General features: G+C 67.8%; 20 protein-coding genes, 1 other RNA gene and 1 pseudogene. 10 read left to right on the forward strand and 12 right to left on the reverse strand.

Annotation, left to right across the window (positions count from 1 at the left end):
• Positions 1-6 precede the first annotated feature (6 nt).
• Positions 7-915: a class I fructose-bisphosphate aldolase gene (locus OPU66_RS03125; protein WP_498552224.1), complete on the reverse strand. Its 909-nt coding sequence runs from the start codon at positions 913-915 to the stop codon at positions 7-9.
• Positions 916-1106: 191 nt separating this feature from the next.
• Here OPU66_RS03125 and OPU66_RS03130 point away from each other — a divergent pair, with 191 nt between their 5' ends.
• Positions 1107-2360 (forward strand): Coenzyme F420 hydrogenase/dehydrogenase, beta subunit C-terminal domain, encoded by a 1254-nt coding sequence (locus OPU66_RS03130; protein ID WP_498552152.1) that lies wholly within the window; start codon positions 1107-1109, stop codon positions 2358-2360.
• On the opposite strand, the gene OPU66_RS03135 is transcribed toward OPU66_RS03130, so the two are convergent.
• The 5 genes from OPU66_RS03135 to tkt all read right to left on the reverse strand — a co-directional run bounded on the left by OPU66_RS03135 (position 2350) and on the right by tkt (position 8152).
• A complete protein-coding gene (locus OPU66_RS03135; protein WP_498552153.1) occupies positions 2350-3372 on the reverse strand; it encodes a protochlorophyllide reductase in 1023 nt (340 codons plus the stop codon). The genes OPU66_RS03130 and OPU66_RS03135 overlap by 11 nt on opposite strands.
• A gap of 67 nt (positions 3373-3439) precedes the next feature.
• Complete coding sequence (locus tag OPU66_RS03140) at positions 3440-4633, reverse strand: phosphoglycerate kinase (protein ID WP_498552154.1); 1194 nt, start codon at positions 4631-4633, stop codon at positions 3440-3442.
• A gap of 2 nt (positions 4634-4635) precedes the next feature.
• Positions 4636-5145 carry an MOSC domain-containing protein gene (locus OPU66_RS03145; protein ID WP_498552155.1) on the reverse strand — a complete coding sequence of 170 codons (510 nt, stop codon included), beginning with the start codon at positions 5143-5145 and terminating at the stop codon, positions 4636-4638.
• A 24-nt stretch (positions 5146-5169) separates the two neighbouring features.
• The gene (gene gap, locus OPU66_RS03150; RefSeq protein ID WP_498552156.1) at positions 5170-6174 is read right to left on the reverse strand and encodes a type I glyceraldehyde-3-phosphate dehydrogenase; all 1005 of its coding nucleotides are present in this window, start codon (positions 6172-6174) and stop codon (positions 5170-5172) included.
• A 13-nt stretch (positions 6175-6187) separates the two neighbouring features.
• Positions 6188-8152 (reverse strand): transketolase, encoded by a 1965-nt coding sequence (gene tkt, locus OPU66_RS03155; protein WP_498552157.1) that lies wholly within the window; start codon positions 8150-8152, stop codon positions 6188-6190.
• 152 nt (positions 8153-8304) lie between these two features.
• Here tkt and OPU66_RS03160 point away from each other — a divergent pair, with 152 nt between their 5' ends.
• The 3 genes from OPU66_RS03160 (at position 8305) to ssrS (ending at position 9166) form a co-directional block, all read left to right on the forward strand.
• Positions 8305-8562: a hypothetical protein gene (locus tag OPU66_RS03160; protein WP_498552158.1), complete on the forward strand. Its 258-nt coding sequence runs from the start codon at positions 8305-8307 to the stop codon at positions 8560-8562.
• Between the two features lie 33 nt (positions 8563-8595).
• Positions 8596-8955: a cell division protein ZapA gene (locus OPU66_RS03165; RefSeq protein ID WP_498552159.1), complete on the forward strand. Its 360-nt coding sequence runs from the start codon at positions 8596-8598 to the stop codon at positions 8953-8955.
• Between the two features lie 54 nt (positions 8956-9009).
• Positions 9010-9166: non-coding RNA, 6S RNA (gene ssrS / locus OPU66_RS03170), on the forward strand.
• Positions 9167-9247: 81 nt separating this feature from the next.
• Here the strand turns inward: ssrS and OPU66_RS03175 are convergent.
• Positions 9248-9877: pseudogene (locus tag OPU66_RS03175) on the reverse strand (SDR family NAD(P)-dependent oxidoreductase); the annotation flags it as partial.
• Between the two features lie 76 nt (positions 9878-9953).
• On the reverse strand, positions 9954-10886 hold the full coding sequence (fabD, locus tag OPU66_RS03180; RefSeq protein ID WP_498552225.1) for an ACP S-malonyltransferase: 933 nt from the start codon (positions 10884-10886) through the stop codon (positions 9954-9956).
• A 237-nt stretch (positions 10887-11123) separates the two neighbouring features.
• On the opposite strand from fabD, the gene rpsF reads away from it, so the two are divergent.
• The 3 genes from rpsF to rplI are packed head-to-tail and all read left to right on the forward strand — an operon-like array spanning position 11124 to position 12337.
• On the forward strand, positions 11124-11489 hold the full coding sequence (rpsF, locus tag OPU66_RS03185; RefSeq protein WP_160592538.1) for a 30S ribosomal protein S6: 366 nt from the start codon (positions 11124-11126) through the stop codon (positions 11487-11489).
• 14 nt (positions 11490-11503) lie between these two features.
• Positions 11504-11728, forward strand: a complete 225-nt coding sequence (gene rpsR, locus OPU66_RS03190; RefSeq protein WP_046347832.1) for a 30S ribosomal protein S18 — start codon at positions 11504-11506, stop codon at positions 11726-11728.
• A gap of 12 nt (positions 11729-11740) precedes the next feature.
• Positions 11741-12337 (forward strand): 50S ribosomal protein L9, encoded by a 597-nt coding sequence (gene rplI, locus OPU66_RS03195; protein WP_498552160.1) that lies wholly within the window; start codon positions 11741-11743, stop codon positions 12335-12337.
• Between the two features lie 192 nt (positions 12338-12529).
• Here the strand turns inward: rplI and folE are convergent, their stop codons facing one another.
• Positions 12530-13141, reverse strand: coding sequence for a GTP cyclohydrolase I FolE (folE, locus tag OPU66_RS03200; protein ID WP_498552161.1), 612 nt, complete (start codon positions 13139-13141; stop codon positions 12530-12532).
• A gap of 113 nt (positions 13142-13254) precedes the next feature.
• Positions 13255-15879, reverse strand: a complete 2625-nt coding sequence (locus tag OPU66_RS03205; protein ID WP_498552162.1) for a TonB-dependent receptor — start codon at positions 15877-15879, stop codon at positions 13255-13257.
• A gap of 257 nt (positions 15880-16136) precedes the next feature.
• On the opposite strand from OPU66_RS03205, the gene OPU66_RS03210 reads away from it, so the two are divergent.
• Positions 16137-16676 (forward strand): PRC-barrel domain-containing protein, encoded by a 540-nt coding sequence (locus OPU66_RS03210; protein WP_498552163.1) that lies wholly within the window; start codon positions 16137-16139, stop codon positions 16674-16676.
• A 42-nt stretch (positions 16677-16718) separates the two neighbouring features.
• Positions 16719-16886: a hypothetical protein gene (locus tag OPU66_RS03215; RefSeq protein WP_498552164.1), complete on the forward strand. Its 168-nt coding sequence runs from the start codon at positions 16719-16721 to the stop codon at positions 16884-16886.
• 120 nt (positions 16887-17006) lie between these two features.
• Here the strand turns inward: OPU66_RS03215 and OPU66_RS03220 are convergent, their stop codons facing one another.
• Positions 17007-20318 (reverse strand): TonB-dependent receptor domain-containing protein, encoded by a 3312-nt coding sequence (locus OPU66_RS03220; protein WP_498552165.1) that lies wholly within the window; start codon positions 20316-20318, stop codon positions 17007-17009.
• Positions 20319-20681: 363 nt separating this feature from the next.
• Here OPU66_RS03220 and OPU66_RS03225 point away from each other — a divergent pair, with 363 nt between their 5' ends.
• Positions 20682-21638, forward strand: a complete 957-nt coding sequence (locus OPU66_RS03225) for a PEPxxWA-CTERM sorting domain-containing protein (RefSeq protein ID WP_498552166.1) — start codon at positions 20682-20684, stop codon at positions 21636-21638.
• Between the two features lie 138 nt (positions 21639-21776).
• Here the strand turns inward: OPU66_RS03225 and OPU66_RS03230 are convergent, their stop codons facing one another.
• Positions 21777-22973 carry a TolC family protein gene (locus OPU66_RS03230; RefSeq protein WP_498552167.1) on the reverse strand — a complete coding sequence of 399 codons (1197 nt, stop codon included), beginning with the start codon at positions 22971-22973 and terminating at the stop codon, positions 21777-21779.
• Between the last annotated feature and the right edge of the window lie 28 nt (positions 22974-23001).

A 23001-nucleotide genomic window follows, 5' to 3' on the forward strand; every position in this document is an offset into this window, starting at 1 on the left:
CGCCGCTTATTCCTCACCCTTATAGATGCGGACCAGCCGGTCGAGCATCGCCAGCGCTTCGTCGCGCGGGCGCTGGAAGGTGTTGCGGCCGATGATCGAGCCATTGCCGCCGCCGTCGCGAATGTCGCGCGCGTCCTGATAGACGGCATCGGCCCCCTTGGCCGCGCCGCCCGAGAAGACGACGATGCGGCGGCCGTTGAAGCACGACTTGACGACATGGGCGACGCGCTTGGCCTGGGTCGACCAGTCGCCGCCCTCATAGGCCTTTTTGGCGTCCTTCTGCTCGATATGGTCGCTCGGCAGCTTGACCTTGATGATGTGCGCGCCAAGCAGGGCCGCCATGTGCGCGGCATAGGCCCCGACGTCGAGCGCCAGCTCGCCATCCTTGGAAATGTCGCCGCCGCGCGGGTAGGACCAGATCACGGTCGCGATGCCGACCGACTTGGCCTCCAGCGACATTTCGCGGATTTCCTCAGCCAGTTCAAAGAAATGGTCCGAACCCGGATAGACGGTGAAGCCAATCGCCGAACAGCCGAGGCGCAGCGCGTCGTCGACGCTCGCGGTCACCGCCTGGTCCTTGGCATTGGCCCAGCTATTGGCCGAGTTGACCTTGAGGATGGTCGGGATCTGGCCGGCAAAGCTGTCCGCCCCCGCCTCGATCATGCCGAGCGGCGCGGCATAGGCCGACAGGCCGGCATCGACCGCCAGCTGGAAATGATAATGGGGGTCATAGGCCGGCTCGTTGACCGCAAAGCTGCGCGCCGGGCCATGTTCGAAGCCCTGATCGACCGGCAGGATGATGAGCTTGCCGGTGCCGCCCAGCCGGCCCTGCATCAGGATGCGCGCCAGATTGGCCTTCACCCCCGGATTGTCGGATTCATATTTGTCGAGAATCGCTTTGACGGTCGGCGTCATCATCGCACCCCTTCTGGCAATGGTCTTCGTGGCGGCCTGTTAGCGGGCGATCCGCGCCCCGGCAACGCCGGCCGCAAGCCCCGGCGGTTCATCCCGGGACGCCCGCGCGCCACATGGCACACGGGCTTGCCGCCCCCGCGCCGATCGGGCAGCCTTGGCCACAGCCCGATAACGGGCCGGGGGGACGCAGAATGACGGCAACGGGGCCAGCAGATCCGGTCTGGGCACCGCCCATCGGCCCGGCCGCACCGCGCGGCCTGTGCACCGATTGCGGCGTGTCGCGGCTGCGCGATGCCGGCCAGTGCGGCACCGCCTGCCAGTTCATCCGCCCCGATTATGCGGCGATGGAACGCCGCGTCCATGGCCGGGCGCGCGATCCCGAACGGCCCGATGAGCTGTTTTTCGGCCCGTTCGTCCGCATGGCGCGCGCACGGCTGACGGCCCCGCTGCCCGGCGCGCAATGGACGGGGATCACGACGCGCATCGGCGAGAGGCTGCTGGCGACAGGCGCGGTCGATGCGGTGCTGACCATGGCCCCCGACCCCGACGACAGCTGGCGGCCGCAGCCGGTGATCGTCACCCGCGCCGAGGGGATGGCGCGCGTGCGCGGCATGCGCATGGGCTATGCCCCGCTGCTTGCGCTGCTCGAACCGGCGGCAGCGGCCGGGCACAAGCGGATCGCGGTGATCGGCATTCCCTGCCAGGTCCATGCGCTGCGCGCGATCGAGGACAAGCTCGGCTTTGAACGGATCGACGTGATCGGCACGCCCTGTTCGGACAATACGACCACCGAGCGCTTCCACGCTTTTCTGGCGCTGCTGACCGACCGGCCGGAGACGATCACCTATCTGGAGTTCCGCGCCGATTATCATGTCGAGCTGCGCTTTGCCGATGGCACGCGACGCGAAATCCCGTTCCTGATGCTGCCGCTGGCCGATCTGCCGCCCGATTTCTTCCCGCTCACCTGCCGCACCTGTGTCGACTATACCAATGCGCTCGCCGATCTGACCGTCGGCTATATGGGCGGCACCGGCGAACAATGGCTGATCGCGCGCAACGATCGCGGGCTGGCGCTTCTCGATCTGCTCGGTGACGAGCTGACCCTGTCCCCGCTGGTCAGCGCCGGGCGGCGCGCCGGGGCGGTGCGCGGTTTCCTGGCCAATGTCGCGCGCGCGGCGGGCGGCCTGCCGCTCAGGCGGATGCCGGGCTGGGTGCGGCCCATCGTCGCCCGGCTGATGCCGCGCATCGGCCCGCGCGGGCTGGAGTTTGCCCGCGCCCGGGTGGAGATGAAGGCGATCGAGACGGTGCTGCACCTGCGCCGCGAAAAACCGAGGCGGATGAAGCACATGATCCCGGCCCATATCTGGGCGCTGGTCGCGCCCTATGGCCTGTCCCCGGCAGCGGGCGAAGCGCCGGCCGGAGCCGAGCCGCCGATCAGGCCGTAATCTCGATCCGCCGCGGCGCGCCCAGCCCGACCAGATTTTCGGTCAGGTCCCACAGCCGCCGGTTGCGCGCCTCGTCGGTCCCGCGCGCGCTCAGCGGCTGGCTGAACGGGGCGCGGCCGGGGACCTGGCGGTTGCCCCAGCTCCAGTGCACGCCCGAAGTGGCAAAGCCCGGATCGGCGACCACCTCGGCCACCCGCTCCCCGGCCAGCGGCTGCGACACATAGCCGCCGGTCACATTCTTCTGGAACCAGGGAAAGATGCTGCGAAACGCCGCCGGCGCGTGGCGGAACAGCGGCGTATCGGCGACGCAGCCGGGATAGAGGGTCGAAAACACGATCCCGGTCTCGGCATGATGGCGGCGGTGAAACTCGCGGTTCATGATCATGCAGGCGAGCTTGGAATCCTTATACGCCTTGCCCGGCCGGAACGGCTTGCCGTCGATCATCGCCACCGGATCGCGGAACCCGGCCTCCAGCCCCGACAGGTCGCCCAGATCGGCCGGGGCGGGAATCGGGATGCGCCCCCCAAACTCGGCACTGTTCGCCGTCACCGTGCCGAGCGTGACGAGGCGCGGTGCCGGCGCGCGGGCGAGCAGCGGCAGCAACAGCCGGGCGAGCAGGAAATGGCCGAGATAATTGGTCGCAACGCTCAGTTCGAACCCCTGGGCGGAGCGCAGCGGCGCGGCGAGGCGAGGCATATAGACGGCAGCATTGAGCACCAGTGCATCGAGCCGCGCCCCCGGCCCATCGAACGCAGCGGCAAAGCGGCGCACATCGTCGAGATCGGCAAGATCGAGCGCCATCAGCCGCCGCCGGTCCGGATCGATGCCGGTCGCGTCCGCCGCCCGCGCCGCGCGGTCGAGATCGCGGCAGGCCATCACGACCTGCCAGCCCCGCTCGGCCAGCGCCCGCGCCGCCCACAGGCCGACCCCGGACGACGCCCCGGTGATGATCGCAACATGCCCGTCCGCCATGCACGCCCCCTGAACGTCCATCGGCACCGACACCGGCACCCGTCCAGAAAGTCTGACGCAAGCCCGGCCGCCGGGCAAGAGGCGGCGGGCAAGAGGCGGCGGGCCGTTACCCGGCGAGCGCGCGCACCCCCGGCAGTTCCTTGCCCTCCATCCATTCAAGGAACGCGCCGCCCGCGGTCGACACGAAGGTGAACTGATCGGCCACCCCCGCCTGGTTGAGCGCGGCCACGGTGTCGCCGCCGCCCGCGACCGACACCAGCGACCCTTCGGCGGTCAGCGCCGCCGCGGTGCGCGCCAGCGACACGGTCGCGACATCGAACGGCGCGGTTTCAAACGCGCCCAACGGGCCGTTCCACACGAGCGTGCGGCAGGTCTTGAGCACATCGGCCAGCGCCTCGGTCGCCGCCGGGCCGATATCGAGGATCATCTCATCGGCCGCCACCTCATGCACATTGACGGTGCGGGTCGGCGGATTGGGGCGAAACTCGGTCGCCACCACCACGTCATAGGGCAGGTGGACGGTGCAGCCCGCCCGGTCGGCAGCGGCCAGGATCGCCTCGGCCGTGCCGGTCAGATCATGTTCGCACAAAGACTTGCCGACATTCACCCCACGCGCGGCAAGGAAGGTGTTGGCCATGCCGCCGCCGATGATCAGATGATCGACACGGGCGACCAGATGGTTGAGCACGTCGAGCTTGGTCGACACCTTGGCCCCGCCAACGACGGCCGCGACCGGATGTTCGGGCGCGCCCAGCGCCTTTTGCAGCGCCGCCAGCTCCGCCTCCATCTGCCGCCCGGCAAAGGCGGGCAGCGCGCGCGCCAGCCCCTCGGTCGAGGCATGGGCGCGGTGGGCGGCGGAAAAGGCGTCGTTCACGTAAAACTCGCCCAGCCGCGCCATCGCCGCGACCAACGCGGGATCGTTGCTTTCCTCGCCCTTGTGGAAGCGGGTGTTTTCGAGAAGCGCAATCTCGCCCGCGCGCAGCATGCCCACCCCGGCCTCGGCAATCGGTCCCTCGCAATCGGGGATGAAATGCACCTGCCGGCCAAGCAGGTCGGACAGCGGCGCCGCAATCGGCTGCAGCGACATGTCGGCGCGCGGCTGCCCCTTGGGGCGGCCGAAATGCGCGAGGACGAGCACGATCGCGCCCTTGTCGGCCAGTTCGGCCAGCGTCGGCACGGCGGCGCGCAGCCGGGTATCGTCGCTCACCCGGCCCTCGGCCATCGGCGCGTTCAGGTCCTCGCGCACCAGAATGCGGCGGCCGCGGACATCGCCCAGATCGTCGAGCGTCTTATATGCCATGTTCATTCCTCGATGATGATCGGGTCGCCGACCCGGATATCGCCTTCATCCACCACCCGGGCGAGTGCGCCGCCGCGCCAGTCGGGGCGGAGCGCGGCCTGCAGGCCGGGGGCGATTTCATCCATGCGCGTGCAGGGATCGCATTCGACGGTGATCTGAACGCGCGCGGTGCGGCCGATGCGGATCACCGCGCCGGGGCGCTGGGGCAGGTCCAGCCCCTCGACCAGCAGATTGGCGCGGCGCAGCTGCCATGCCCCGGCCAGCGCGGCGAGCGCCGCCGGATCGGCATCGGGCCGGGCGGCAAGCTCGGCCACCGCCGCCTGCCAGTCCGCGGCCTCGATCAGCGAGATCTGCCGCCGGGTCTTGCCGGCGCGGACCACGCCGCGCCAGTCGCCGACCAGCCCCAGATCAAGGCTCAGCCGCCCGCTTTCGGCCGGGACCATCGGAGCACGGGGGCCGGTGCGCGACGCGATGCCGGCCAGCACCCCCGTCGCGCCCATGGCAGTTCCCATGTCCGGCCCCGCCCCCGCCGGCCGTTAGAAGCGGGCCATCGCGGTCGCGGTGTCGACCATGCGGTTGGAAAAGCCCCATTCATTGTCATACCAGCTGACAACGCGGACCAGCTTGCCGTCGATCACCGCCGTCTCCAGGCTGTCGACGGTCGACGAGGCCGGGCTGTGCAGCAGGTCGATCGACACCAGCGGCTCGTCCGAATAGTCGAGCACGCCCTTCATCGCGCCGTCGGCCGCCGCCTTGAGCAGCGCATTGACTTCATCGACCGAGGTGTCGCGGCCGGGGGTGAAGGTCAGGTCGATGAGCGACACGTCCGGCGTCGGCACGCGGATCGCCGACCCGTCGAGCTTGCCCTTCAGCTCGGGCAGCACCTCGCCCACCGCGCGCGCCGCGCCCGTGGTCGTGGGGATCATCGACATCGCCGCCGCGCGCGCACGGCGCAGATCGGGGTGGATCTGGTCGAGGATCTTCTGGTCGTTGGTATAGGCGTGAACCGTGGTCATCAGCCCGCGTTCGATGCCCAGCGCGTCGTTGAGCACCTTGGCGACCGGCGCGAGGCAGTTGGTCGTGCACGAGGCGTTGGAGACGATGCGGTGATCGGCGGTCAGCCGGTCATGATTGACGCCGTAGACGACGGTCAGGTCGACATTCTTGCCGGGGGCGGAGATCAGCACCTTGCCCGCGCCCGCCGCCAGATGCTTTTCGCACGCCGCGCGGTCGGTGAAGAAGCCCGTGCATTCAAGCACCAGATCGATGCCCAGTTCCTTGTGCGGCAGCGCGGCGGGATCGCGCTCCGCCGTCACGCGGATGCGGCGGCCGTCGATCACCAGATCCTGACCATCGGCCGCGACCTCGCCCGGATATTTGCCGTGCACCGAATCGCGCTTGAACAGCCAGGCATTGGACTTGGCATCGGCCAGATCGTTGATCGCCACCAGTTCGAGCGCGCTGTCGCCACGCTCCAGCATCGCCCGCGCAACCAGACGCCCGATGCGCCCGAAACCGTTGATCGCAACCTTAACAGCCATGTCCCTTGCTCCCTTACTGGCCGAGCGCCGCGCGCACCCGCGGCACGATATGGTCGGGCGTCAGCCCGAAATGGGTGAACAGGTCGCCCGCCGGCGCCGATGCGCCGAAACTGTCGATGCCGATATTGAGACCGTTCTGCCCGGTGTGGATCTGCCAGCCGAGCGTGCTGCCAGCCTCGATCGACACTTTGAGCGCATCGGCGGGCAGAATGTCGGCGCGGTATGCCGCCGGCTGCTCGGCAAACAGCTCCCAGCACGGCATCGACACCACATCCGCGCCAATCCCTTCGGCCTCCAGCCGGTCGGCAACGGCGGCGGCGATCTCCACCTCCGATCCGGTCGCGACCAGCACGACGCGGCGCGGCGCGGTAGCGGCGCGCAGCCGATAGGCGCCGCGCGCACAGCGATTGTCGTCGCCATCGCTGCGCAGCTGCGACAGATTCTGGCGGCTGAGCGCGATCAGCGCCGGCCGGTCGGCGCGCGCCAGCGCCAGCGCCCAGCATTCGGCGGTCTCGACCGCATCGCACGGGCGATAGACGTCCAGCCCCGGGATCAGCCTCAGGCTCATCAGATGTTCGATCGGCTGGTGGGTCGGCCCGTCTTCGCCCAGCCCGATCGAATCGTGCGTCATCACATAGACGACACGGGTGCGCTGCAGCGCCGACAGGCGGATCGCCGGGCGGCAATAATCGGAAAACACCAGGAAGGTGCCGCCATAGGGGATGACGCCGCCATGCAGCGCCATGCCGTTCATCGCCGCCGCCATGCCGAACTCGCGGATGCCGTAATAGACATAGCGGCCAGCATAATCGTCACGGGTGAAGGGCTTGAGCGCCTTGGTGCGGGTATTGTTCGACCCCGTCAGGTCGGCCGAACCGCCGATGGTCTGCGGCAGGGCGGCGTTGATCGCCTCAAGCGCGATTTCGGACGCCTTGCGGGTGGCGATCTTCTGCGGGCTGGCGAGCAGCCCGGCGACATGCGGCTTCAGCCAATCGTCGCTCACCTGCCCGGCCATGCGGGCATAGAAACCGGCAGCATCGCCGCTTTCGGCCAGCCGCGCTTCCCAGTCGGCACGGGCCGCGGCACCGCGCATGCCCGCCTCGGCCCAGGCGGCGGCAATGTCGGCGGGGATCTCGAACGGCGCGGCGGTCCAGCCCAGCGCCGCCTTCGCCCCGGCGACCTCATTGGCACCAAGCGGGCTGCCATGGGTGGCGGAGGTGCCCTGCTTGCTGGGCGCGCCCTTGCCGATCACCGTGCGGCAGGCGACGAGCGACGGCCGGGGATCGGCCATCGCCTCTTCGACCGCGCGGGCAATGTCGGCCGGATCATGGCCGTCACACGCCGCGACATGCCAGCCGGAAGCGGTGTAGCGGGCCGCGACATCCTCGCTGGTCGACAGGTCGGTCGCGCCGTCGATGGTGATGCGGTTGTCGTCCCACAGCACGATCAGCCGGCCAAGGCCCAGATGCCCGGCCAGCCCCACCGCCTCATGGTTGATCCCTTCCATCAGGCAGCCATCGCCGGCGATCACCCAGGTGCGGTGATCGACCAGCCGGTCGCCATAGACCGCGTTCAGATGGCGCTCGGCCATCGCCATGCCGACCGCGGTCGCCAGCCCCTGACCAAGCGGACCGGTGGTCGTCTCGACGCCCGGCAGCTCGAAATTCTCCGGATGGCCGGCGCACGGGCTGTGCAGCTGACGGAACCGGCGGATATCGTCCATCGTCGGCCGCTGATAACCGGTCAGGTGCAGCAGCGCATAGATGAGCATCGAGCCATGGCCGGCCGACAGCACGAAGCGGTCGCGATCGGCCCAGTCCGGTGCCTTGGGATCGAAGCGCAGATAGCGGGTGAACAGCACGGTCGCGACATCGGCCATGCCCATCGGCATCCCCGGATGGCCGCTGTTCGCCGCCTCCACCGCGTCCATCGCCAGAGCACGGATGGCATTGGCGAGCTGGTCGTGCGTTACGGTCATGTCGGGTTCCGGAACTATGGGACGCGCGAGTCGCGCTGGATTTGCGCGCCCTTTGCGGCCTCGCCTTGGGCGAAGTCAACTCGGCTGACGTCGACGCGCCGCGCGCGGGCCGGTCGCTTGCGCGGCCCGCCCGACATGCTAGTGACGCTTTTGTGACGGACAGGCCTGTGACGGACGAACGGACCTTCATTGCAATCGGACGGCTGGACCGGGCGCTCGCCCGGCTCGAGGCCGCGGCCGCGCGCGCCCTGGCCGCCGAAGCGGCGGATGCCGAGCGGCAGGAACGGCCAGACGATCGCCCGAACCAGCATGATGCCGAACTGACGGCGCTGCGCGCAGCCCATCAGCAGCTGCGCGCGCGCACCGAGGATGCGGTCGCCGCGCTCGACCGGCTGATCGGGCGGGGCTGACCTGCCGTTAAGGGACGTGCGCCAGGGGGAAATATGGCCGACGTAACGATCGAGATTGGCGGGCGGCGCTACGACGTCACCTGCCGCGACGGCGAGGAGGACCAGCTGCGCCGGCTGGCACGGCTGGTCGACGACAAGGCGGCACAGGCCCGCGCGGCGGTCGGCGGCGTCAACGAGGTGCGCCAGCTGCTGCTCGCCGCGCTGCTGCTCGCCGACGAACTGGTCGATCTGCGCACGGCGCGCGACAAGGCGATGCGGGACGGGGGCGGAGCGTCACCCATCGCGCACCATCCCGACACGGCGCCTGATCCCGGAATTGCTGCGGCCATCGAGCAGCTCGCTGCGCGGATGGAAAAGATCGCCGACCAGATCGACGGCGGCGAGCGGGGCTAAAGCCGCGCCGGCGCATCTTGAGGATCGCGCCGCCACGCCCTAGATTGAGGGTGACGGGTACTGCCCGGTGCGCGCCTTTGAGACTATCCCTGAGCCGATTAGACATCCTCGGGGGCTGTCCCTGGGCGGATCCAGGTCCGACCTACACGGTCCCCACCTGACGTTTGGGCGTCAGAGGATAATCCGGCAAACGGCCCATGGTGGTCCCGTCACCCTTTTTCCGATGCTTGGTGGTTTGTTGCGCGCCTGACGGCGCGGTTTTTTTTCTGCGCCTCCCGGCGCAGGGGCGGCACCGGCCCGCCGGGATGCGGCCGGTCAGCGCCTCTTTCTGCGCATCGGGCAGCACATCGGTCATCGGCGAGGTGATGAAGCCCGGCGCGACGCAGTTGACGGTCACGCCCCGGCTGGCCAGTTCCTGCGCCATCGCCTTGGTCATCGCGGTCAGCCCGCCCTTGGACGCCGCATAATTTGCCTGGCCAGGATTGCCGGTCGCGCCGACGACCGAGGTGATCGACACGATGCGCCCGAACCGCGCCTTCATCATCGGCTTGGCGGCGGCGCGGCACAGGCGGAACGCGGCTTCGAGGTTGATGCGGATCACCTGATCCCATTCCTCGTCCTTCATCCGCATCAGCAGATTGTCGCGCGTCACCCCGGCATTGTTGACCAGAATGTCGAGCCGCCCGCCCAGTGCCTCGACAGCGCGCGGGACGAGTGCGTCGACCGCCGCCGCATCGCCGAGATTGCAGGGCAGCACGACCGGATCATGCGCCAGCCCCGCCGCCACCTGCTCCAGCGCCTCGGCGCGGGTGCCCGACAGCGCCACCCGCGCGCCCTGCCCGGCGAGCGCGGCGGCAATCGCCGAACCGATCCCGCCCGATGCGCCGGTCACCAGCGCGGTCATTCCCGAAAGATCGAACATTTGAACCTCCCTGACCGGCGAAATGCCGCCGGCCGCATGGTCCCGTCGCGCACCGGCGCGGCGGGACCGGTTTTCATCACAGATCGCGGACCAGCGCCTCGATATCGGCCATGGTGACGATGCTCGTCGCCCCGGCATCGGGGGCGATGCGCTTGACCATCGGGCCGAGCACCTGCCCGCCAAACTCGACAAACTGCGCCACCCCGGCATCCGCCATGGCAAGCACGCTTTCGCGCCAGCGCACCGCGCCCGTCACCTGCTGCACCAGCAGCGTGCGGATTTCCGCCGGGTCGGCGACCGGCGCGGCGGTGACATTGGCATAGACCGGCACCAGCGGCGCACGCAGCGCCACCGCCGCCAGCGCCTCGGCCATCGCATCGGCGGCCGGCTGCATCAGCGGGCAGTGGAACGGGGCCGACACCGGCAGCGGCAGCGCCCGGCCGCCGCGCGCCTTGGCGCCCTCGCCCGCCCGCGCGACCGCCGCCTTGTGGCCGGAGACGACGACCTGGCCGGGGGCATTGTCATTGGCGACCGCGCACACCTCACCCTCGGCGGCGGCGGCGGCGATTTCGGCGACAGCGTCGTAATCGAGCTTCACGATCGCCGCCATCGCGCCCTCGCCCACCGGCACAGCCGCCTGCATCGCCTGACCGCGCAGCTTGAGCAGCCGGGCGGTGGTCGCCAGATCGATCGCCCCCGCCGCGCACAGCGCGCTATATTCGCCCAGCGAATGGCCGGCGACGAACGCCGCCTTGTCTGCAAGGCTGATCCCGCCCTCGCGCTCAAGCACGCGGAACGTCGCCACCGCATTGGCCATGATCGCCGGCTGGGCATTTTCGGTAAGCGTCAGCGCATCGGCCGGGCCGTCGCACATCAGCCGGAAAAGATGCTGGCCGAGCGCGTCGTCGACCTCCTGAAACACCTCGCGCGCGACCGCACTTGCCGCCGCCAGGTCGCGGCCCATGCCGACGGCCTGGCTCCCCTGGCCGGGAAAAATGAAAGCTCGCATCATGATCTGTTCCTCCGCAGGCCGGTGCGCTTTGCACAAGGGCGGCGCGGCCGCAACCGCCCGACCGGGCTGCGATGCGCCTTGCCTTTTGGCGCGGTTTCGGCCATGGGCGACGGCTTCGCGGCACCGGGCGATCCGCCCGCCGCTGCGAAAGCATTGATTTGTGACAGACGACAGCCGGAGGGGCGTCCGCATGGGGCGGCGTCAGCGATCGGCCAACAGTGAGGACATCGGACCATGCCGCTTTACGAGCATGTGTTTCTCGCGCGTCAGGATCTGGCCCAGGCCCAGGTCGATGCGCTGGCGGAAGCCGCCACCAAGATCATCGAGGAGCAGCAGGGCAAGGTCGTGAAGACCGAGACCTGGGGCCTGCGCAACCTCGCCTATCGCATCCAGAAGAACCGCAAGGCGCATTATGTGCTGCTCGACATCGAAGCGCCGGCCGGCGCGGTTGCCGAGCTGGAGCGCCAGACGGCGATCAACGAAGACGTCATCCGTTACATGACGGTCCGCGTCGACGCCCATGAGAATGGCCCGTCGGTGATGATGCGCAAGAGCGAGCGCGACAGCCGTCGCCGCCGCGATGAGCGCGAAGACGCCTGAGGGAGACAAGAATCATGGCACGCCCGTTTTTCCGTCGCCGCAAGAGCTGCCCCTTCTCCGCGAAGGACGCGCCGCGCATCGACTATAAGGATGTCCGTCTGCTCCAGGGCTTCGTCTCTGAGCGCGGCAAGATCGTTCCCAGCCGCATCACCGCGGTGTCGGCCAAGAAGCAGCGCGAACTCGCCCAGGCGATCAAGCGCGCCCGCCATCTCGGCCTCCTGCCCTATATCGTGAAGTAAGGAGCCGCCCCCATGGACGTTATTCTGCTCGAACGCGTCGAGAAGCTGGGCGGCATCGGCGATGTCGTGTCGGTGAAGCCGGGCTTTGCGCGCAACTATCTGCTGCCGCGCAAGAAGGCGCTGCGCGCCAACGAAGCCAACCGCAAGGTCTTCGAAGCCAACCGCGCCCAGATCGAGGCTGACAACGCGGCCCGCCGCGCCACCGCCGAGAAGGACGCTGGCACCGTCGACGGCAAGTCGGTCACGCTGATCCGTCAGGCGTCGAACACCGGCCAGCTTTATGGTTCGGTTTCGGTGCGCGACATCGTCGAGGCGCTGGCCGCCGCCGACGTCAAGATCGCGAAGAACCAGATCGTGCTCGACAAGCCGATCAAGGCGATCGGCATCAACACGGTCAAGGTTGCGCTGCACCCGGAAGTGGCGGTCACGATCACCGTGAACGTCGCCCGCTCGCCGGAAGAAGCCGAGCTGCAGGCCAAGGGCGTCGATGTGATGGCCGAGATGTTCGAAAAGGACGAATCGGGCTTCACCGAAGCGTTCGACCCGAATGCCGAGCCGGGCACCATTGCCGCGGACGCGCCGGCGGCCGAGGACGACGCCCAGGGCTGATCCCGCCCGGGGCCGTCGACCGGCACACAAAAAAACCGCCGCCCGGAGCGTCCGGGCGGCGGTTTTTTTTGGGCGGAAGCATCTGTTCGGGGAGCGGAGAGCGCTGATGACGCCTCCCTGCCCCGCGCGCGGGACGTTTGGTTTCGCGCATTTTCCGGGTCGCCGGGTGAGGCGACCCAGCTTGAAAATGCCCTAGCAGCCCATCAGCGCCAGCACTTCCTTGCGGCTGCGTTCGTCGTCGCGGAACACGCCCATCACCCGGCTGGTGGTCATCGCCACGCCGGGGGTGCGCACGCCGCGCGCGGTCATGCAGCTGTGGCTTGCCTCGATCACCACGGCGACGCCGAGCGGCTGGAGATGCGTCCAGATGCAGTCGGCGACTTCGGCGGTCAGGCGTTCCTGCACCTGCAGCCGCCGGGCAAAGCCGTGCAGCACGCGGGCGAGCTTGGAGATGCCCACCACGCGGTGGCGCGGCAGATAGGCGATATGCGCCTTGCCGATGATCGGCGCCATATGATGTTCGCAGTGCGACTGGAACGGAATGTCCTTGAGCAGCACCAGCTCGTCATACCCGCCCACCTCCTCGAAGGTGCGGGTCAGGTGGACGGCGGGATCCTCGTCATAGCCCTGGCAATATTCCTTCCACGCGCGCGCCACGCGCAGCGGCGTGTCGCGCAGCCCCTCGCGCTCGGGGTCGTCGCCGGCCCATTCGATGAGGGTGCGGATCGCCTCGGCGACCTTGCGCGGCACCGGCAGCTTGCCCGGGGTTTCGATCAGGTCGTCCATCAGCAGCTCGTCTATCATAGGTTGTCATGTTGGGGGTGCGCGCCGCAAAAACAATGGCCCCGCCGGCAAATACCGGGCGGGGCCGAAACGAAATCTGCGGGCCGGGACATAATGGCCCGGCCGCACGGCAATCAGAAGGTGTAACGCGCCCGCACACCGTAGAAGCGCGGCAGGTTCGGATAGACGGCGAAGTTGCTGCTCTGCTCCGGGATCGGGAAGGCGGTCACGTTGAAATAGGTGTCGAACAGATTCTCGACATAGGCTTCGACCAGCAGCTTGCGCTCCAGGAAGGTCAGGCCGACACGGGCGTTGACGATGGCGACGCCCGGATTGCCGGTGAACGGCTCCGAACCGAGCACGTTGATCGTGCGCGTCTCGCCCGAATAGCGCATGTCGGTATAGACGCTCAGCCCCACCGAATCCGACAGCTGCGGCGTCCAGTTCATCGCCACCGTCACCACGTCGCGCGGGGTGTTGGTGGTCTGGGCGCGGTTGCCCGCCGCCAGTTCCGGGATCGCGTTCAGGCGGTCGTCGATATATTGGGAGTCGGTGTAGGAATAGCCGAGGTTGAACGTCAGGTCGCGATACGGCCGGATGATCGATTCCAGCTCCACCCCGCGCGACCGCAGCTTGGCGACCGAGGTGACGCGGAAGTTGTTGCCGATGAAGGTCAGATCCTGGAAGTTCTTGAAATCGGCCGTGAACACCGTCGCGTTGAAGGTGAAGGCGCTCGAGAAATTGGTCTTGAGGCCGATTTCATAGGAGTCGACCGTCTCCGGCCGGAACGACAGATCCTCGATCTGCGCGCCATTGCCGCCGAGCAGCCGGGTGTCGAACGTGCCGCGGTCAAGGTTGAACCCGCCCGATTTGAAGCCGCGGTCATAGCCGCCATAGAGCGTCACCGCGTCGCTGATCTCATAGGACAGCTTGGCCGTGCCGGTGAACTCCTCATCGGTGCGGCGGCCGTTGTAGATGCCGTTGAACTCCGAGTTCACCGTCGGGTTGCAGGCAAGGTTGATGATCGCGCTGCCCAGCCCGCTCGGCAGGCCGGCAAGCCCGGCGCGCAGCAGCGTGGCATTGGGGTTCTGCAGGAAGCCGCACGCCGGCACCGTCGAGTTCAGATCGGCGCGGATCTTCTTCGTCTCGCGATTGTAGCGCAGGCCGAGGGTCAGCTTCAGATCGTCGGTGATGCTGAGGATGTTGTGGGTGAACAGCGCGATCGCGTTGGTCTTGACCCGGTAGTTATCGGCCTGCTGGCCGCCGCCATTGGGCGTGCCGGGGAAAGGCGACAGGAAGGTGCCGAGCACCGCCGGGCCGGCGGCCGCCGCAGCCCCGGCCAGCGCCGGGTTCGACGCCAGCAGCACCTGACCGACGAGCGGCGTGCCCGCGCGGGTGCCGAACACCTGGAAGCCAGTGGGCAGCGTGGCCGAGCGGGTGAGGTTGCTGATGAAGCCATCGACATACTGGCTCGATTCGGTGCCGAAGCGGACCGTGTCGCGCAGCGTCAGCGTTTCATTGAGGTAGAAGCCGCCGACCAGCCAGTCGAGCTTGTCGTCAAACGCCTGGCCCTGCAGGCGCAGTTCCTGGGTGAAGTTCTTGAACCGGTTGCGATAGCCCTCGCGATAGGCGCGGTCGACGCCCGAGAAATCGACGTCCTGGTTCCGGCGCACCTGCCAGTCGCGATAGGCGGTGATCGAGGTCAGGTTGAGCGAATCCGACAGCGTGTAATCCAGCTGCCCCGACACGCCCCATTCCTTGACCGCTTCCAGATAGTCGCGGTTGGGCGAGATCGCCATCCGCCGCTCGCTCGGGCGATAGGGGGTGACGATGCCGGTGCGGCCACCGGCGGCTGCGACCTGCTGGATCGCGGTGGCAGCGGCGAAGGCCGCGCCGAACGCCGGGTTGCCCGGCCCGCCCAGCGCCACCGGCTGACCTTGCAGGAACGAGTTGGTGTTGACCGCGCCGCAGCATTGTTCGTCGGTCTTCGCATAATCGGCGATCAGGCGGAAACGGACATCGTCATTTTCGAACAGCGCCTGGCCGCGCAGCAGATAGCGGTCGAGATTGTTGATCCACCGGTCGCTGTTCACGTCGCGGATCGTGCCGTCGCGGACGTGATAGACGCCGTCGAGGCGCAGCGCGAGCGTGTCCGACACCGGGCCGGTGATGCCGCCGCGCAGCTCCAGCTCGTCATAATTGCCGTAGCTGACCTCGGCATAGCCGCCCAGGTTGAACGCCGGCCCGGCGGTGACGATGTTGAGCGCGCCGGCCGAGGTGTTGCGGCCGAACAGCGTGCCCTGCGGCCCGCGCAGCACCTCGACGCGGTCGAGCTGCGGCAGTTCGGCAAGCGCGATGCCCGAACGCGCGCGGAACACGCCGTCGATGAACACGCCGACCGCCGGCTCGAAACCCGGATTGTCGCCCGCCGTGCCGACGCCGCGGATGCGCAGCACGGTACCGGTCGCCGCCGACTGGCCGGTGGTGGTCTGCAGCGACGGCGCGATCTGCTGGATGCCGCGCACATCGACGATGTTGCCGCGGGTGATCAGCTCACCGCCCAGCACGCTGACGGCGATCGGCACGTCCTGCACCACCTGGGCGCGGCCGGCAGCCGTCACGATGATATCGGCAACATTCTCCTGTTCCTGCGTTTCCGTAGCGTTATCCTGCGGCGCGGCGGCCGACTGAGCAAGCACGGGCGATGTCGCAAACAGAGCAGCAACCGCAGACGACACAAGAAAACGCGCAGATTTCATTCTTCATCCTCCCCAGACTGGACGCGCCCTTTTGGCGGGCGCTGTGATTTATTGCATTTGGATCAGGTCATAACCTTGCTGTCAACGCACGCTGCGCTGGAATAATGTGTCGCAGCATCCTGCGTTAAAAATGTCACACAATGGCACGGCGGGTGAACATGCCCGCCCCCGGAACGCGCCTGCGACGACCGCGTTCCTGCGTGATGCAGGACAGTCTGGGCTGGGCCGCCCCCATTGCAACAACCATCGCCGCCGTGATGACGGCGGCCAGCCTGGGCCCGAGAGTGACGGGCTGGGGCTTTGCCGTCTTTGCCATCGGCTCGGTCGGCTGGACCGGCTATGGCCTGCTGACCGGGCAGATGAACCTCGTCTGGCAGAATCTGTTCCTGACCGCGGTCAATCTGTTCGGGGTCTGGCGCTGGCTGGGGCGGCGCACGCGGCTCGAACGCGGCGGCCGCAGCGCCTGGGCGGCCAGCCGCATCGACCCCGGCGAGGACCTGATGCCGGCATCCTGGCTGATCGAAACCCCGGTGCGCGACCGTGCTGGCGAGCCCGTCGGCCAGTGCATCGACGCAGTGATCGAATGCGGCAGCGGGCGGATCCGCTATGCGGTGCTCAGTTGCAGCGGAGTCAGCGGAACCGGAGAGACGCTGCACGCTGTGGACTGGCGCCATATCCGCGTCGATGGCGGCAGGCTGCATCTGGCACCCGGCGTCGGCCGGATCGACGATCTGCCGGTCATCCCCACCGAAAGCTGGCCCGCCCGCGCCGCCGGTCCCGACGCGTCCCGGGCCTGACCATCGATCGGACCCAAAGCCGCGATCACACGTTCAGGACCGATGACCGAACAGGACCGACAGGCGGACAGGCTCGACGAACGCGCAGCGACAGTATCGCTTGCCGAAGGACAGCGGCTCGCCGCCCGCGCGGACCGGATACGCGGCGTCCAAAGGCAAAAGGGCGCGGCCAACGCCACGCCCCTTATCCTGCCGATTTTCCGGAACTAACGCATTTTCAAGCCGGGTTAAGTCGCCCGGCGGCTCGGACAATGCGGCAAATCGAAAGTCGAGAACGGCCGATCCGATGCAATCGGACCGGCCGTCCCGGCGTGCTGGCGCGGCGACCGGTCAGAACCGGGCGCGCGCCCCCACGAAGAAGAAGCGGCCGATGCCGGAGACCGGATAGGCCGAGCTGGCCAGATAAGGTTCCTTGTCGGTCAGGTTGTTGACGCCGCCATACAGGTTGATCCTGTCGGTCAGCTCGTAATTCACCGACAGGCCATGGATCCAGTAATCGGGCGCCAGACCGGCCGGGCCGAATTCGGTGTCGAGCCGTTCGATGTTGATTTCGCTCGCCACCGCCGTGCTCTGGATGAACTGGAGATTATAGCCGAGCGTCAGTCGCTTGTAGTTCAGGTTGATCGTGCCGACGCCCGACCATTCCGGCACGCTCAGTTCGCCCAGCGCCGGGTTGACCAGCGTCCGGTCGAGCGGGTCGAAGAAGCGATTGACCTTCTCCGTCCAGTTGCCGTTCAGGCCAAGGTTGAACTTCCAGTCATTGGCGATGCTGAACGCATAGTTGATCGAGAAATCGACACCCGATGTCTCGATGCGGCCAAAGTTCAGCTGGGTCTGGCGCAGGAAGCGGAAGCCGAACGTGGCCGGGCCGGCGGACGGCCCGTTGCGGTCGAACAGCGAGCAGAACTGGTTGGGGAAGGTCGCATTGTCATAGCAGGTGTTGACGATGTCCTGCGCGGTCACCGCCGCGATCGCATTGTCGATGCGGATCGAATAATAGTCGCCCGACAGCGTCAGCCCCGGCACGAAGCGCGGCTGGACGACCGCACCGACCGTCCAGGTCGTCGCCTCTTCCTCGGTCAGGTCGGGATTGCCGCCGCTGGTGCCCGAAAAGCGGGCGCTCAACGGATCGGTATAGGTCGACAGGAACTGCGCGGCATTGGGAATGCCGAGTGCGGTGGCCGCCGTGATGCAGTTCTGCAGCCGGTTGGGCGTCGCCCCCTGATTGACCAGATCGCACGGATCGGCGGGGCGGAAGGTCGCCCCCTGGGCCGGGTTGAACAACTCGGCGATGTTGGGCGCCCGGATCGCAACCGCATAGGTGCCGCGGAACCGGATATCGGGCAGCGGCGCCCAGGTGCCGTTGACGTTCCAGGTGAACGCGCCGCCGACCGTGGAATAATCGGCATAGCGGCCCGCCGCGCCCAGCGACAGTTCGTGCAGGAACGGCTTGTCGTTGACGATCGGCAGCGAGATTTCGCCGAACAGTTCGAACACGTCGAACGCCCCGCCGGCATTCTGGGTGCGGGTCGACGGATCGAAGATCAGCTGCTGGTTCGGGCTGATGTCACCGATAAAGGTGCCGGCCGGCCCGGCGGGCGAATCCGCCGGCAGCAGCCCCAGTTCGAGATCGGAGAAGCGCGAGCGCGACTTTTCGCGGCGGAACTCGGCCCCGGCGGCAAACTGCACCGCACCGCCCGGCAGGTTCAGGAACGCGCCGGTGTCGCCGGTCAGGCTGGCGGTAATCACCGTCTGTTCGATGCGGAACCGGTCGGTCGTCGGCGTGGTGATGAAATCGACCGCCTCCTGGCTGATCGACTGGGCACCGCGCAGGATGTTGGCCGGGCGGCACTGGCCGTCGCCGGGCCGGAAAGTGAAGAAGCCGGGCGCGATGAACGGGAAGGTTTCCGACCCCGGATGCGGGACCGAACTGATGTCCGACCGGCAGATCGGCTGGCCATTGGGGCCGCGCACCACATCGATCGCCGCGAACAGCCGGTCATAACGCACCGAGTTGCTCTGGGTGACGCTGTTGTCGGTGCGGCCGTAATTGGCGACGAACTCATAGCGCAGATGATCGGTCATCTCGCCGCGCAGCCCGCCAACCAGCCGGTAGGTCTGGCGCACCGCCCGCTGGGTGTTCGGTCCCAGATCGGTGAAATCGCGGCTGACGCGCAGGCCGCCTGCATCATCCGCCTCGCCCTGCAGCGCGGCCGGCACGAACGGATTGTCCGGGAAGATCAGCAGCGAGTCGTAGAAGGTGTTGTAGCTGTTGCGCGACACGGCCACGTTGCGCGAGAATTTGGCGTCGATGAACAGCTCGGCCGCGTCCGAGAACTCGTAGTTGGTCCGCAGATTGGCATAGAAACGCTGCGATCCGGGGATCAGCGAGCTTTCATTGGTGCGTTCGACCGCACCGTCGCCGCCAAACTGGTTCTGGCTGGTCGAGATGACGCCGTCTTCGAAGATCTTCACCCCGCCATTGGGCGTGGTGACATAGCAGCCGCCGCCGCCAAAGCCCGTCCAGCCGACATAGCTTTCGTTACAATCGGCAATGCCGTTATTGTTGAGATCGGTCTGGAAGCGCGCGAAATCGGCGCGGAACAGCAGCCCGGCATTGGAGCTGATCGCAAACACCGGCGCGCGGCCGATGACGAAGCTGGGCGACTCTGCGGCGCGCGCCATCAGCGCAGCCTCCGCCGCAGTGGGCGTGCGGCCGGGGAACAGCGTTGCAAACTGGGCCGTGGTCGGGATCGACGGGCCGAAGGCGATCCGCGACGCGCGCGGCCCCGGCCCGCCGACGCGGAAATAAGACGCGAAATTAGGCATCGACGCTGCGTCGATATCGCCCTTCTGGAACCGCTTGAGCGGGTTTGAATAGACGGTCGAGTTGTTGCCCCGGCCGTTGTCGCGGGTGAAGCTGCGGTCGCCGAACAGGATTTCCCGCTCGTCGGTATAGCCGAGCGACAGGGTGATGTTGCCGCGCCCATCGGCGAAGTTGCGCCCGTAAGTGCCCTCGATCCGGTAGGATTCGCCGTCGCCGCGCGACGAGATGCCCGCCTGGGCGTCGAGCGCGATGCCCTGGAAATCCTTTTTGAGGATGTAGTTGACGACGCCGGTCACAGCGTCCGCGCCATAGACGGCCGAAGCGCCGCCGGTCAGCACGTCGATCCGCTCGATCAGCGCATTGGGGATGGTCGACACATCGACGGTCTGCGCGCCGGCGACGCCCGAAACATGGCGATAGCCGTCAACGACGACGAGCGTGCGGTTGGCACCGAGCTGGCGCAGGTTGAGCGTCGCCTGACCGACGCCAACGCCAGCTCCGCCCCGTTCGATTGAATCGGCGACGGTCGTCGAAGCGAGCAGCGCCGGGATCTGGCGCAGCGTTGCGGTGACATCGTTGTTGCCCGCCGCACGCAGCGCGTCTGCCGACAGGGAACTGATCGGCAGCGGCGCGGTGGCATTGGGATCGCGCTGGATGCGGCTGCCGGTGACGGTGATCACCTCGCGCTCATCGCTGGCAACGGTATCAGCGCTCTGCGCCGGTGCCGGCGGCACGGCCTGTGCCTGCGCAGCCCCCGCGAGCGCGCCGATCATCGACGCGCCGGCCAGCAGCCGCAGCCTGAGTGAAATCGTCATTTTGAGCCCCCCGGCAGAATGGTGTTGCAGGGGGCGAGGCTATTGCACTGATTGGCGATGGCAATGCATTAACATGCTGCATCCGCGAAAACATGCCGAAAAATCGACCACTGTGGCAGTTTTGCGACAGTCAGGGAGCCAGCACCGGCGACGCCTCGGCGCCACCCCGGCGAACAAAATACGCCGCCCGACCTCATGTCGGATTTTTGTTATGGCGGCATTTTCCTCTAGTATTTAGTATTTCATTATCATATTTGTTTTTTTTCGACTGTTTGAAACCTGTATCTCGTTTTTGACGATTTTACACCGGAAATGTTTTCAATCTCCCTTGAATGTAATATTTCAACATATTTGAATATTTGGGTGAAAGACCTGCCTTTGGCGCGATTCATCCCGAAATTTGCAGGTGCATTGCTGCGGTGCGCCACTAGCCGCGACGGAAAGCGAGCCGGATCACGCGACCGGCCTGACGCTGCGCCGTCCCAAATCGGCACAGATGGCAAACGGATCGTTAACGACCCTTTCGGCTGGCCATGTTACAGAGTAACGTCCGCACCGCTCACCAAGGGACGGCAGCGCTGTCATGCCGTGTCTGCCAGCAAGGGATGTGATATGATCCGCCAAGCCGTTATCTCCGCTGCCGTCGCCGCCGCTGCCCTGACCGCCGCACCGGCGTCGGCCGCGACCCTGGACGGCGCGTCGTCCACCTCGGCGCTGGCGCTGAGCGCGGGCGGCGTGCGTTACCGCGCCTTCGCCACCAGCGCCGCGCAGGAAGAAGTCTATCTCGGGCGGAGCGATCTGGGCGTCGGCGCCAACCGCGTCGCGCAGAACCTGACCTGGGGCACGCGCAACGATTTCAGCTTCAGCTACGATGCCGCGACCGACACGTTGAGCAGCGCCATCAACGGCGCACCGGCGCTCCAGTTCGCCAATTTCACCGGCGGGCTGTCGTCGGCGTTCAGCGGTGTCGCGCTCGATCTGCTGCAGATCCAGATCCGCGACGGCGCGATCGGTGCGGGCGACATCAGCCTGTCGGACCTGATGCTGAACGGCGTTCAGCTCACCCCGAACACCGTCTCCGCCCCTGAAAGCCAGATCAATTATTGGCGCATCGGCGGCGATTTCCGGCAGAGCTTCACGCTGACCGGATCGCTCAACCTCGCCGGCGCTTTCGGGACCTCGACCGAGCTGAACCGGGTGGAGTTTCTTGTCGGCAACGCGGTTCCCGAACCCTCGACCTGGGCAATGATGATCGGCGGCTTCGGCATCGCTGGCGCGGCCATGCGCCGCCGTGCACGGGTGAAGGTCGCTTTTGGCTGATCGGGCACCGGCCGGATCGATGCAAAGCCCGGGCCTCGCGGTCCGGGCTTTGTCGTATGTGGCCCACACCGGCATCGACCGCCCCGACCCCCCGTCCACCGGTTCACACGCTCTTTGTCCGGGCGCACAATGGGCCGGTCAGGGCGGATGCGAGTCCGCCGACAGCCACAGCGTATGCGCGTCGATCCGCAACCTCGTGATCGTCTCGAGCGCGGCCGTGCGGGCGCGAACCTCCTCCAGCGCCGCGTCGCGCGCGAGACGTTCGGTCAGCAGCCGGTCCGCCAGGTCGACGCCGCCAAGCCGGTATCCGGTCCGCTGCCGTTCGGCCGCCGCGTTCGACGCCTCGACCGCCCTGCGCGCGTCCTGCCAGGCATCCAGATAGCCCGTGGCAAGCGCCGCCTCTTCGGCCGCCATCGCGCCGATCGACGCGCGCATGGCGGCAAGGTCGGCCGCTGCGGCAACGCTCGCCGCCCGCGCCTTGTCGACGGCGGCCGCACGCGACCGGCCACCCAGAGGGACCGAGAAGATCAGCCCGATCCCCTTCTCATTCCCGCCCTGTTCGGAAAATGCCCGCACGCCGATGCTGGGATCGGCGATGCGGTCGCGCACCGCGCGCGCCTTCAACGCCTCGGCGCGATCAAGGTCCGCCGCCGTCGCGCCGATCTCATGACTACGCGCGACCACCAGCGCGGCCAGCACCTCGCTGCCCTCAGCCGGCATGACAGGTTCCGGCAATGACGGCGCAGAGGCGGGCAACGGCAAATCGGGAAAGCTCGCCGCAAGAGCCGCACGCGCCGCTGTCGCCCGGGCCGCCGCCTGCGCTGCGCCCGCGCGCGCAGCGGCTTCGGCGGCCAGCGCCTGGTCAAGTTCCAGCGCGCTGGCATCCCTGAGCGCCAGCCGCATGCGCGTGGCCGCGACCGCATCGGCCATGATCGCCGCCACATCCGTCAGCGTGCGCGCCTCGGCCGCGGCACCAAGCCAGGCCCACCATTGCCGCGACAGCAGCAATGCGGCCTGATGGCGGGCATCCTCGGCCCGGTTTTCGGCTGCCCGGACGCCGGATTGCCCGGCCCGCCGGTCGAGCGCCGCCTTGCCGGGCAGACGGATCGGCCGGGTGAACTGCAGATCATATTCCGGAACCATGCCCGTGCCCCGCACGTCCCGGCGCTGAACGATACCCTGCACGACCACCTCGTGCGGCCCGGCGGACAGCGCCTGGGCATCGGCCCGCGCTTCCCCGACCCGCGCTTCGGCCGCCGCCACCAGCGGATGACCATCGAGCGCGCGTGCGACCGCCGCCTCGGGGGGCAGGCCCTCTCCGCCACCAATCGGCATGGGCGGAACCGCCGCCGACAGGAGGAGC

This window comes from Sphingomonas sp. URJC2 (assembly GCF_059803575.1).